Origin of the sequence: Phascolarctobacterium faecium DSM 14760 (assembly GCF_003269275.1) — a bacterium.
GTDB classification, from domain to species: domain Bacteria; phylum Bacillota; class Negativicutes; order Acidaminococcales; family Acidaminococcaceae; genus Phascolarctobacterium; species Phascolarctobacterium faecium.
This window is the reverse complement of sequence record NZ_QLTS01000011.1, coordinates 1-12641: the sequence shown is the minus strand read 5'-3', so window position 1 is coordinate 12641 and position 12641 is coordinate 1. Positions and strand designations below refer to the sequence as shown.

The following is a 12641-nucleotide window of genomic DNA, read 5'->3' as shown; positions in this document are numbered from 1 at the left end:
CGCCAGGCTGTACGCGAAATGCCAAATCTTTCAATTCTTTCCAAAGTATCCGCCTGATTATTTGTCATCCTTAAAAACCTCTGGATATACAGTTTTAGCCATGTATTTTACAGCATCCGGATAGTGCAAACCAGGATTGAGCAAAAATAATCTTTCAGGCAGTAAATATACTTTGTTATTCCGTACTGCTTCTAAAGATGCCCATGCCGGATTACTTTTCACATCAGCACGCAGCCTGTTTTCTATCTCTTCACTGTCGCCCATAAAAGTAATAAAAATAATTTCCGGATTCTTTTCTACTAAAGCTTCCATACTATACGGAGTCTTCTCTGGTTTTCCTTTAATAGGCGTTACCCCTACAGCAACATTTTGAAATCCCAGCATTTTGGCAACGCAGCCGGCAATGCTGTTTTCCAGCTCAACTGTCACATTAGAAGGAGTTGCATGCATAATAACAATACGTTTTCCATCCTTCGGTAACTTTTCCGTCACAGCTTTAACCTGCTGATCCAGTTTCGCAGCAGCAGCTTCACCTTTTTCTGGTACACCATAGATTTTTCCCATTAAAATAAGTTTATCTTTTACCTCATCATATGTTTTTGGATTGATTGCAATAACAGGTATTTTATTAGACTCCAAAAGCGGAAGAAATTTCTCATGTTGATTTTTATTAGCAATAACCAGATCAGGCTTTAAGCCTATAAGACTCTCCATATTAATATTATAAACAAAACCGACCTCAGGTACATTTTTCATGGTTTCCGGCATTTCTCCTATTTTTGACGACGCACGTCCAACGATCTTACCGCCTACAGCATCAATCATATTCAGGTATGAAGTTGCCAAACTTACAACTCGTTCAGGTTTTTCAGGCAGTACTACAGTACGCCCTGTATCGTCAGTAATAGTTAAAAATGCTTTATCATCACTGGCAGGTTTAGTATTTTCAGCGTTTGGACCACAACCGCTAAAAACAGTCAGACACAATGCAGCAGCAAACACTGCCCTAAAAATTTTCATTATTGCTCTCTCCCTGCAAAATTAAGAAAGCCTCCCAACGTCAGTTATCGTCAGAGGCACTCGTAACGTCTTATTGATTACCGTTTCATAATAGCATAGATTCCTACCAGCGTCAAGGAAGTTCGCTTGTTCTGGGCCTCTAACTTTGCTATAATGCATAGAGGAAACGGAGGTATTTTAAGTAATGGAAATTAATGAGATGATTGCCCGCATTAACATTTTAGCCCGGAAAAAACGCAGTGAGGGTTTGACAGAAGAAGAACAGTGCGAACAAAAAGCATTATATAAAGAATATTTAGGCTTTATCCGCGGACAGGTCAAGCAACAGCTCGATAAAATAGAAATAGTCGATGAACTGCCGTCACAGCACTGATATGGAGTTTAATTTTTCATATACTGTTTTTTACGAAGACGAATATCTGCTGATCGTCAATAAACCAGCCGGAATGCTGGTCCATCCGACAGTAAAGGAAGATGGCAGTACTCTGTATAACTATGTTGCACATTACTATAAACAACAGGGATTATTACACAATATCCATCCTGTCTCACGTTTAGACCGCAATACTTCAGGTCTTGTCATTTTTGCAAAAGAACCACGAATCCAGTTTCTGCTTTCCCAGCAGGAGGTCATAAAAAAATATTTAGGAATCGTTACAGGAACATTACCAGCTGACAGTGGCATAATAGAAGCTCCAATTGCCAGAAAGGAAGGCAGCATTATTGAGCGCTGTGTTTCTCCAAACGGAAAATATGCCCGTACTGATTATAAACTTATCAGCCGCCGGGAACATCTCAGTTTGCTGGAACTGCAGCTGCACACTGGCCGTACCCACCAGATACGCGTACATATGGCACATATCGGCTGCCCGCTTTATAATGATAACCTTTACGGAACACCAGGACCGCAAAGCCGCCACGCTCTGCATGCTTATTACCTGGGCTTTAACCATCCTGCAACCGGTATTTTTTTAGAAATATCCTGCGCCTTACCCAACGATCTTTTCAAAATTATATACTATTAAAGTATAGAGTATGCTATAATTAATTACAACAAAAGACAAAAAGGAGGCTGTCCTATGCCACTAGTAACATCTGCTGAAATGTTCAAAAAAGCTTATGAAGGCCATTATGCTGTAGGTGCTTTCAACGTCAACAACATGGAAATAATTCAAGGTATCGTCGAAGCTGCACGTGAAGAAAAATCACCTTTGATTTTACAGGTTTCGGCCGGTGCCCGCAAATATGCTAACCACATTTATCTTATGAAACTGGTTGAAGCCGCTATCGAAGATACTGGTTTGCCCATTTGCCTGCATCTTGACCATGGTGAAGATTTTGAAATCTGCAAAGCATGCGTAGATGGAGGTTTTACCTCTGTTATGATCGATGGTTCCAAACATCCATTTGAAGAAAATATTGAACTTACTAAACGCGTTGTAGAGTATGCTCATAATAAAGGCGTTGTCGTTGAAGCCGAGCTGGGACGCTTAGCAGGCGTCGAAGATGCGGTTAAAGTAAACACAAAGGACGCTACATATACAGATCCCGATCAAGCTGTAGAATTTGTTGAACGCACTGGCGTTGACTCTTTAGCAATAGCAATAGGAACCAGCCACGGTGCCTATAAATTTAAAGGTAATCCTGAACTTGATTTTGCCCGGTTGGAAAAAATCACTAAATTACTGCCAGGCTTCCCTCTGGTTCTGCATGGCGCCTCTACCGTTATCCCCTCCTTTGTTGAAGAGTGCAATAAATACGGCGGTAAACTTGACGGCGCACAAGGTGTTCCTGAAGATATGCTCTTGAAAGCCGGTACCTTTGGTGTCTGCAAGATCAATATTGATACCGATTTGCGTTTGGCTATGACTGCCTCTATTCGCAAACATCTTGCTACTAATCCAGCTGATTTCGATCCGCGTCAATATTTAAAACCAGCACGCGAAGCAATCAAACAAATGGTAGCTCACAAGATGCGTGATGTTCTCAACAGTTCTAACAGACTGTAAATATAGCCGTTATCTACCCCTGCAGAAAATCTGCAGGGGTTTCTTTTTTAGTAAAATAAAATCCCGCTCTAAAAAAGAGCGGGATTTTATCTGTTGTTAATCGATCATTGGAACAGTATTTGCAGCATGCTGCATAATATTGACTGTATAATCCTTTAGTCCGCGTTCAGCCAGTTGTTTTTGGGCCAGTGACCAGGCTTCTTCTAAAGTTTCTACCGGTATCTGACCAGTCTTTTTCACTGTATCAAAGTTTTCCTTTCTCGTTACGATATAAACCGTGCTGTTTTGACATAACAGGAACAAACGATATGCAATAAAAAAGGGAATCGTAAATTTATTCCTTACAGCTTTTTCCATCTCAATTACATCATTGAAATGAAAGCTCTGCATATATTCAGGCGGATCATTGATTTCACGAGCTTCCAAAAGAGAAATAACGATACCGCCAGGTTTAAGTGCCATTTCTGCCGTATCATAGGTTTTAGAGCCCTGATAAAGATTGATATCCTTCGGAAATCCTCCTGGAGAAGCAATAACTACATCAGCCTGTCCCTTGACCTTAACTCCCTGGATCTTCATAACCTCTTTCGTTCCTTCCAGCCAGGCATCATACCAATGACCGGCAACAATACGAGCGAAATCACCATTCGTATCCATTACAGAATTCACTAGAAAACAAGGATTTACCAAAGCTGCTGCTTCGCACATATCATCGTTCAACCGATTATGATCGATTAAAGTCGTCCTTGTTTCCTGACTGATACCGGCACCTACCTCATCAGCCAATGCCAAAGCATGATTTTTCTGTATTGTTTCATCACCAGCAACTCCAGGCAGGATACTCTTTCGTCCACCGCCAAAACCTGCCATCAGATGTACAGTGATACCGCCGGTAATAATTACTTTATCTGCATCAGCAACATGTTTATCTATCCACACTGGTGTACCACGGCTCGTATCACCTACATGCACCAGGTCCTCCGCCAGACAGTCGTGCTGATATATTTTGATACGGTCTGCAACTTCCTTCCCGCAGACTGCAATATCCTCTTCTCTGGTTTGAGCACGATGTGTACCTTGTGCAATAACGATGCAAATATCTTCATCAGGCACGCCGCCTAAATTAATTTCGTCTATTACATATTTTAAAAATTCAGGAGTACGAATCCAGCCGCGTGTAATATCACTGACAATGACAGCGACTTTTTCGCCTTTGCTGATAACCTCCTGCAAAGGCTTGCTGTTGATCGGATTACGCAGTGCTTCAATAGTTGCTGCCTGAACATCATCCAGTTTAGGAACTTCATTCCCTTCAATTACCTGCAAAATATGTTCTTCCGGCAAGGAAATTTCCTGATAACCCTCACCGATACCAAATTTAAATGTTTTCAATGCCATTTCTTTTCCCTCACTTGTTTTTATTTGAACATTGGCACGGTATTTACTCCGTGCGGCATAATGTTGACTGTATAAGTTTCTGCCTTGCCCTGTGCCATTAATTTTTTCTGTGCCAGCGTCCATGCTTCCGCCAAAGTTGCCGCAGGAATCTGACCTGTTCTGCGCACTGCGTCAAAGTTTTCTGGCCTGGTAACCATAATAACAGTAAACTGCTTCGACATACAATACATATAGAAAGCAATATAAAATGGTATCGTAAAACCAGCCCGCAGTTCTTTTTCCATACTTAATTCATCATTAAACCGAAAGCAATCAAAAAAAGAAGGCGGTTCATAAATATCAGGACAATCCAAAAGAGCGATAAAAATACCATTTGGCTGCATTGCCATTTGTGCCGGTGCATAAGATTTCATTCCCTGATACAGGTTGATATCCATAGGATAACCGCCAGAAGAACCAATAACGACATCAGCTTTGGCTTTTGCTTCCACTCCCTGCAATTTCATCACTTCCTGAGTACCGGCATACCAGGCATCATACCAGTGGCCGGCAACGATACGGACAAAATCTCCTTCAGCATCCATAATCGAATTTACCAAAAAACAGGGGTTTAAGAAAGCGCAGACCTCACACATATCTTCACTGACACGATTTCCTTCTATTTTAGTCAGATAGGTTTCCTGATTCACACCGCCGCCAACTTCATCCGTCAAAGCCAGCAAATGATTATGTTTGATAGTTTCCACACCGGCAAGCCCCGGCATAACACTCTTGCGCCCGCCGCCAAAACCTGCAAACAGATGCGTTGTAATACCACCTGTTAAAATAACCTTGTCTGCTTCCACAGCTCTCTTATCGATATACACCGGCGTGCCTCTGCTTGTAGTTCCTAAAAAAACGTTTGCCTCAGAGCCATACGCATCATGGTCAAAAACCTGTAGCCTTGCAAATAAAGCATCACCTAAAATTAAACGTTTCTCTTCATCGTCGTTGTCCCTGTGTGTGCCAGTGGCAATAATTACAAAAATATCTGCATCAGGAATACCACTGTTATTTAGCTCTTCTACAACGGCCGGCAGATAATCTTTAGTACGCGACCAGGTGCGCGTAATATCACTGACGATAAGCGCTACCTTATCTCCCTCATGCACAAGTTTGCTTAATGCCTGTGTCCCGATAGGATTGCGCACTGCCTCCAGCGTAGCATGTTTGATATCGGTAATCTTAGAAACGCTGCCGCCGTCAATGACCTGCACTACATGCTCTTCCGGCAATTCAATGCTTTCCATACGCTTACCGATGTTTAAATCGTATCTTTTTAAAGCCATATATGCTCTCCCTCAAAAACGGTTACGCTTCCAATACAGGCATTGTCGCCGAAGCATGTCCCATAATCGTAATTTTATAATCATCCTTACCCTGTTTGGCAAGTTCCTGTTGAGCAAGCAGCCACGCTTCTTCCAGGCTGGCAACAGGTATTTGACCGGTTTGCCTTACGAACTCAAAATTTTCCGGTTTGGTAACTAAATATGTAGTTAATGAATTTACGATACAGCGTGTTTTAAAAGCAACAAAAGCAGGTATAGAAAAATCTGCCCGTACATCTTTTTCAAACTGCAACACATCTGATTTTGAAAACCAATCTGTGAAAATAGCCGGTTCTTTAATGTCAGGGCATTCCAGTGTCAGTATCATGATACCGCCCTTTTTTACAGCAAAAACAGCATTCATATGAGCTTTGCAGCTCTGGTATAAATTCATATCCTTAGGACTGCCACCTGCCGAAGCAAAGACAACATCGGCCAGCTCCTTAATAGGTACGCCAGCCATAGCAACAAGATCCTTACAGCCTTTTTCCCATGCCTTATACCAGTGTCCTGCAACTACTTCATGCAGCTTGCCTTCAGGTGTGAAAACCATATTCACTAAAAATGCAGGGTCTAATTTTTTCGTTACCTCTACCATATCTTCATGTAAAGGATTACCCTCCAATATACCTGTCTCACAAAGAGGATTACAACCATCGCCAACTTTAGGAGCCAGCGCAATAGCATGATTGTGCATAATAGTAGCATGCCCGGAAACACCTGGCATAACAGCCTTACGGCCGCCGCCAAAGCCTGCCATAGGGTGCAGTGAAACTGCACCTGTAATAATTACCTTATCTGCTTCAGCCACATAAGAATCGATCAGGATCGGTGTGCCAAAGCTGGTCACCCCCAAATCTGTCAACTCTTCGTTGTTCCTGCTGTCATGCTGATGGATTTTGATCCTTTTTACGATATCTTTACCGCAAACAGCGATATCTTCATCATGTGTATGTGCACGATGAGTACCAGTGGCAACAATAATAGTAATATCTTCGTCCGGGACACCCGCAGCATTAATTTCGCTGATAATTACAGGCAAAAACTCAGCTGTGCGAACAAGTCTTGTAACATCACTGACGATGACAGCAACCTTATCACCTTTCCGGACAACTTTTTGCAACGGCTGGCTGGCAATTGGACAGCGCACAGCGGCCAAAGTTGCAGCAGCGATATCCTCCTGTACATCTGCCTTGTTGCCATGTATATCATACAGTACTTTTTCTTCAGGTAATGTAACTTCTTGAAATCCATTTCCATAAGGGAGTTGATATTTCTTCACTTCAATTTTCCTCCTCTATTTTTACACTAGTAAATTTATTATACTCCTATTTAAGTAAAAATAAAAGACAGATGTTTACAAAACATCCGCCTTTTACCAGTTTCTATTGCTGCTCCAAAACTCCGATCGCAGCAATGCCAGCATTGTAAATAATTCCAACCGTCCAAGCAGCATCGTTACACAAAGCACAAGTTTACCAAACCAGTTAATATCAGCATAATTACCGGTTGCCCCTACTGTTCCAAAAGCAGGGCCAACACTGCTCAGGCAGGATGCGACGGCAAAAATTGATTCTTCGATTCCAAGTCCAGTTGAAACCACCAGAAGCGACATAACGGCTATCGTCATTATATATACAAAGAAGAATCTGCTGATTGCTGCGACTACTGCAATCGGCATCACTCTGCCGTTAAAATTGACTGTTAAAAGCATCTGCGGGTGAATAGCTCTGCGCAATTCTGCCGCAATGGCCCGGCTCATTACTACAAAGCGTCCTACTTTAATACCACCTGCCGTAGACCCTGCACAGGCTCCGACCAGATACAACAGACACAGCAGCAGCTTAGAAAAAGTTGGCCAGGTATCATAATCATAAGACACATAACCTGTTGTAGTCGCAAATGAAACTACCTGGAAAAATGCGCAGCGCAAACCTTCAAAAAACTGCAGCCCACCGCTGAAAAACAGATTCAGAGTAATCAAAAGTGTTAAAACAGCGATGATCATCATATAAGACTTAAATTCACTGTCACGCCACAGTGTTTTAATCCCTCTCTGTGTAACAGCATAATACAGAGCAAAGTTACCGCCGCCTAAAAACATGATCATCGCTAATACTACTTCAATCGACACACTATTGTAATGCATGGCACTGTTATCATAAGTAGAAAATCCACCTGTGGCTATTGCCGACATCGAATGATTGATCGCGTCAAAATTAGTCATTCCGCAAATAACCAAAAAGCCAGTACCAATAACGGTAAATAAACAATAAATAAAAAATAATGCTCCCGCTGTTGTTCTGATACGCGGCAGCAGCCGTTCCTGCCCAAAGCCGCTTACCTCTGCATTAAAAAGATGTACAGATCCGCCTGCTACCTGAGGCAGTAAAGCAATAAACAGTACAATGATACCAATACCACCCAACCAATGCGTAAAACTGCGCCAAAATAAAACTGTTTTTGGTACAGCTGCCAGATTAGTAATAGCTGTAGCTCCAGTAGTAGTGAGACCAGACATACTTTCAAAAACAGCTGAGATAGGGTCCAGGATCTGCAAAAACGCATATGGCAGAGCACAGATAATACAAGTCAGAATCCAGGAAAACACAACTGTCGCAAAACCTTCACGCAGTGATATATTTTCTTTTTCATCAAACTTTCCATATTGGACAAAGCCCAACCCTACAAAAAAAGCTGTAAAAGAAGTAATAGCAAATTCCACAAAAGAACCGTCTTCATAAAAAATCGCCAGTCCCACAGGAAGCAACAATATAGCACTCAGCGCCAAGCTGAGCCTGCCCAATAAAAAAGCTATCAGACTGAAATTCATAAAAAATACAGCCTCCAAGGACCTGCCTTTACCAGTTGCGTTTTACACGCCAGAAATCAGGTCTCATAATAATGAGTAATGTAAAAATCTCTAAACGCCCTAAAATCATTGCTGCAATAACTACTAATCTTCCAAAAGTAGATACATCTGCATAAGTAGCCGTAGGGCCAACGATACCAAAAGCCGGGCCGACACTGCTCATACAGGCAGCAATAATACCCATAGAATCAAGCATCGAAAGTCCAGTCAATGAAATCAGCAGTGTCAATGTCGAAAAAACTATCATATACAAATAAAAAAATCTTGTAACATTGCCTACAACCACAGGCGGAACATTGCGTCCACCCATTTTTATACTGTAAACCAGTCGTGGATGGATCGTCCTGCGCAGTTCTGCCCATGTTACCTTCAGCAAAATCACAAAGTGGGAAACTTTCATACCGCCTGCAGTAGAACCGGAGCAGCCTCCGACAAACATTAAAAGTAACAGTACATAACGGCTGAAATCAGGCCATAAATTAAAGTCACTGGAAGCAAAACCAGTTGTACTGGCTATTGATACGGTTTGAAATAACGCATGTCTGAAACTGGTAGCGGCATCAAAATAACCGGTATAATACAAATTCCAGGTTATCAAAAATGTGGCGATACCAATAATCCAAAAGTATGCCTTACGTTCTGTATCAATCCAAAAAACCTTAAAATTGTGCTGATATATCTTATAATAAAGAGCAAAATTCAAACTAGCGGCGACCATAGCAATAATAACGATCATTTCGACATAAACAGTTTCAAATTCCATCAGACTTTCGTACTGATATGAAAATCCTCCTGTAGCTACAGATGCCAGCGCCAAATTCATTGCCATAAACCAGCTCATACCTGCTACCTTTAAGGCGACTGTTGTAATAATAGTAAAAAATATATAAACAGTAAAAATAACGAAAGCCGATTCCTTGATTTTCGGAAGTGTACGTTCTGCAGCCGGACCGGGAATTTCAGCGTTAAATAAATAATTAGCGCCGCTGCCTACCTGAGGCATAATCGTAATAAATAACATAATAACACCGATACCGCCAGTCCAATGCGTCATACTGCGCCATACCAGCAGGCTGTCAGGAAAGTTGCTCAACGATGATAAAGTAGTTACACCAGTAGTCGTAAATCCTGAAGTGCTTTCAAAAATTGCACCTACAGGGCTGACAAGTCCAGACAGATAATAAGGAATAGCCCCTAAAAAACAGACCAGCAGCCAGCCGCAGCCCACTGTTGCCAAAGCCTCGCGCAAATTAAGATGAGCACGTTTGTTCTTTTCACCATTACCTATCAGCGCACCACCAATAAATGCACAGATCATAAAAGAAAAGATAAAGCCCAGGAACATGTATTCCCCTAACAACAGGGCCGTTATCATCGGCACGACCATTGCTACGGCACAGGCGATGCTCAGCTTACCCAGCAGATACATCACAAGCCTGATATTCATTGATTATCCTCTACTTTCAAAAAACGGCATAACGCGTTTTACAAATTCACTCTTGACGAAAATAATAATTCTATCTCCGGCATATAATACCGTATTACCATTAGGAACTACGGCTTCATTATCGTGAACTACTGCACAGACCAGACAAGCCCGCGGCAGCTTGATATCCTTCAAACTTTTACCTATGACCTCACAGTCATCAGGTAGAATAATTTCCAACGCTTCTGCTTTTGCACCTTCCAGCAGTGAAACAGAAACAATACCGCCTTTGCGCACAAAACGCAGCACTTCGCCGGAACTCAGCAAACGTGACGAAAGTACGATATCGACACCGACCTTCTCCATCAGCTCCACATATTCGTTACGGGCAACACGGACGATAGTTTTTTTTGCGCCCAGGTGCTTTGCCATCAGTGCCAACAGTAAATTCAGCTTATCATCTTCAGTAATGCAGATAACGACATCAGCCTCGGCAATGCCTTCTTCTGTCAATAAATCAATATCTGTGCCATCACCACACAAAACAATACCATTTTCCAGCTTTTGCGCAATCAGCTGACAGCGGTCTTTATTCTTCTCAATAACTTTAACGAACAGTCCCTGCTCTTCCAGCATAGGAGCCAAAAATCTGCCGGTGCGTCCAGCACCTATGATCATAACCCGTTCTATTTTTTCATAAGTATTAACGAAAGTTTCCTCAAATTCCTTAATAGCACTTTGCTGTCCAACAAAATAAACATTATCACCAGGCTCCAGCATATCATCGCCATGAGGAATAATCATCTTATGCCGGCGAAACAGCATAGCAATCAGTATCTGCTTGGGAATTTCCAAATCTTTCAGAGGTACACCTACATACGGAGAAGCGTCGCTCATCCGCGCCTCAAACATCCTTACCTTGCCCTCGGCAAAATCATCTACATCCAAAGCAGAAGGCGTCATTAAAATATGATTTATTTCAGTAGCAGTAATGCGTTCCGGATTTAAGATCAAATCAATATTCATTCCCTGATTAAGTAAATCCTTCGCAGTCAAAGCATACTCCGTATTTCTGATACGGGCAACGGTGTGCTTGACGCCATAGTTTTTAGCCATCATACAGGTAACCATATTGACTTCATCACTATCCGTAGATGCGATCAGCACATCGGCGTCTCTGATATCCGGATCGTCCAATGTATTAGGACTGCATCCATTGCCGCCAATAGTCAATACATCCAAGGAATTTTTTACTACCTCGCGACGTTTTTCATCGATTTCAACGACTACCACATCATACTGATCTTCGGCCAGTAACTGAGCAATACTGTACCCCAGTTTGCCAGCTCCGACTATTACTATACGCATATAAATTCACCCTTATTTCCGACATTCATATAACTAGAGCAATTATATCACAAGTTTGTCAAAAAAACACCTAAATTACCTATACATACCCGTGCTGAAAGTCTTAGACACAAAGAAATCCCTGAATTCAGCAATAGAATTCAGGGATCTTTCATTTATTATATTCCACTATCTGCTTATTATTTTGCACTAAAGCTTGTCATAATATTTTGATAGGCTGGAATGTATTTTCCAAGTAAAGCAGCCAGCCCTTCCATATCGTTACGCCAATCGCGATGTAACTCACAGGCGACGCTAAAGAAGTTTACCAGCTGTACGCCCGCAGCTTCCATACGTCTCCACGCAGCATCACGTACTTCTGCATTAAAGGTACCGGAAGCGTCTGTTACTACAAAAACTTCATAACCTGCTTCAACAGCTGATAAAGCTGCAAAAGCCACACAGACATCAGTTACGATACCAGCTATAATCAATTGTTTTTTACCAGTCTTTTTGACTGCCGCAACAAACTCTTCATTGTCCCATGCATTAATCTGTCCCGGACGTCTGATAAGAGGAGCTTCAGGAAACATTTCTATAATTTCAGGAAGTAATGGACCATTAGGGCCATTATCAAAACTAGTAGTGAGAATAGTAGGAAGATTAAAGAATTTAGCACTGTCCGCAAGCGCTAAAACATTATTCTTAAATTGAATCGGTTCAAAATCCCGAACCAGATTAAACAATCCGGTCTGATGATCAATGAGCAAAACAGCAGCATCATTTTTATCTAATCTTTTGTATTTAAATGACATATAAATCACTCCTTAACGGTCTTATTAATATTTTTATTTCTTTCAAAGATCTTTTACTACAGCGAAGGGATCCTCTTGCTAAGATTAAGATAACATATCCTGATAAAATGTACAAACGACCATAGTTAAATTAATATGTCATTTAAGAACTTATCGATAACAATAAGTTTTTAAAGTATAAGTAAGGGTTAAACAATAAAGTTTCTCCATAAAAATAAATATTCCGTTTATTCAATTTCAGTATTTATAACATGACAAAAGGACCTATACCATAAGGTATAGGTCCTTTTACTAACCGGCAGCTTTCTATCCTCCCAGGCCGCTTCCAGCCAAGTACTTTCGACGTTTAAGGGCTTAACTACTGTGTTCGGGATGAGAACAGGTGGA

11 protein-coding genes and 1 rRNA gene are annotated in these 12641 nt (G+C 41.5%); 3 read left to right on the top strand and 9 right to left on the bottom strand.

All coding sequences use genetic code 11. From position 1 onward, the window contains the following. Positions 1-57: 57 nt before the first annotated feature. Positions 58-1020 (bottom strand): ABC transporter substrate-binding protein, encoded by a 963-nt coding sequence (locus C8D73_RS10115; RefSeq protein ID WP_113078115.1) that lies wholly within the window; start codon positions 1018-1020, stop codon positions 58-60. Between the two features lie 184 nt (positions 1021-1204). Here C8D73_RS10115 and C8D73_RS10110 point away from each other — a divergent pair, with 184 nt between their 5' ends. The 3 genes from C8D73_RS10110 to fba are packed head-to-tail and all read left to right on the top strand — an operon-like array spanning position 1205 to position 3029. Next, positions 1205-1393: a DUF896 domain-containing protein gene (locus C8D73_RS10110; RefSeq protein ID WP_021717136.1), complete on the top strand. Its 189-nt coding sequence runs from the start codon at positions 1205-1207 to the stop codon at positions 1391-1393. Position 1394: 1 nt separating this feature from the next. After that, positions 1395-2045, top strand: coding sequence for an RluA family pseudouridine synthase (locus C8D73_RS10105; protein ID WP_021717137.1), 651 nt, complete (start codon positions 1395-1397; stop codon positions 2043-2045). Between the two features lie 54 nt (positions 2046-2099). Further along, the gene (gene fba / locus C8D73_RS10100) at positions 2100-3029 is read left to right on the top strand and encodes a class II fructose-1,6-bisphosphate aldolase (protein ID WP_046431370.1); all 930 of its coding nucleotides are present in this window, start codon (positions 2100-2102) and stop codon (positions 3027-3029) included. A gap of 96 nt (positions 3030-3125) precedes the next feature. Here fba and larAH10 (C8D73_RS10095) read toward each other — a convergent pair whose 3' ends face one another. The 8 genes from larAH10 (C8D73_RS10095) to rrf form a co-directional block, all read right to left on the bottom strand. After that, positions 3126-4427 (bottom strand): NPN-dependent 2-hydroxyacid racemase, LarAH10 family, encoded by a 1302-nt coding sequence (larAH10, locus tag C8D73_RS10095; RefSeq protein WP_113078113.1) that lies wholly within the window; start codon positions 4425-4427, stop codon positions 3126-3128. A gap of 20 nt (positions 4428-4447) precedes the next feature. Continuing rightward, positions 4448-5755 (bottom strand): NPN-dependent 2-hydroxyacid racemase, LarAH10 family, encoded by a 1308-nt coding sequence (gene larAH10 / locus C8D73_RS10090; protein ID WP_113078112.1) that lies wholly within the window; start codon positions 5753-5755, stop codon positions 4448-4450. 22 nt (positions 5756-5777) lie between these two features. Then, complete coding sequence (gene larAH10 / locus C8D73_RS10085) at positions 5778-7076, bottom strand: NPN-dependent 2-hydroxyacid racemase, LarAH10 family (protein WP_232036405.1); 1299 nt, start codon at positions 7074-7076, stop codon at positions 5778-5780. 93 nt (positions 7077-7169) lie between these two features. Beyond that, the gene (locus C8D73_RS10080; RefSeq protein ID WP_021717142.1) at positions 7170-8627 is read right to left on the bottom strand and encodes a TrkH family potassium uptake protein; all 1458 of its coding nucleotides are present in this window, start codon (positions 8625-8627) and stop codon (positions 7170-7172) included. A gap of 28 nt (positions 8628-8655) precedes the next feature. Beyond that, complete coding sequence (locus tag C8D73_RS10075; RefSeq protein WP_113078111.1) at positions 8656-10113, bottom strand: TrkH family potassium uptake protein; 1458 nt, start codon at positions 10111-10113, stop codon at positions 8656-8658. A 3-nt stretch (positions 10114-10116) separates the two neighbouring features. Next, positions 10117-11460, bottom strand: coding sequence for a Trk system potassium transporter TrkA (trkA, locus tag C8D73_RS10070; RefSeq protein ID WP_021717144.1), 1344 nt, complete (start codon positions 11458-11460; stop codon positions 10117-10119). 179 nt (positions 11461-11639) lie between these two features. Beyond that, complete coding sequence (gene ycaC / locus C8D73_RS10065) at positions 11640-12254, bottom strand: isochorismate family cysteine hydrolase YcaC (RefSeq protein WP_021717145.1); 615 nt, start codon at positions 12252-12254, stop codon at positions 11640-11642. Positions 12255-12547: 293 nt separating this feature from the next. After that, positions 12548-12641: ribosomal RNA gene (gene rrf / locus C8D73_RS10060) — 5S ribosomal RNA — on the bottom strand; the annotation flags it as partial.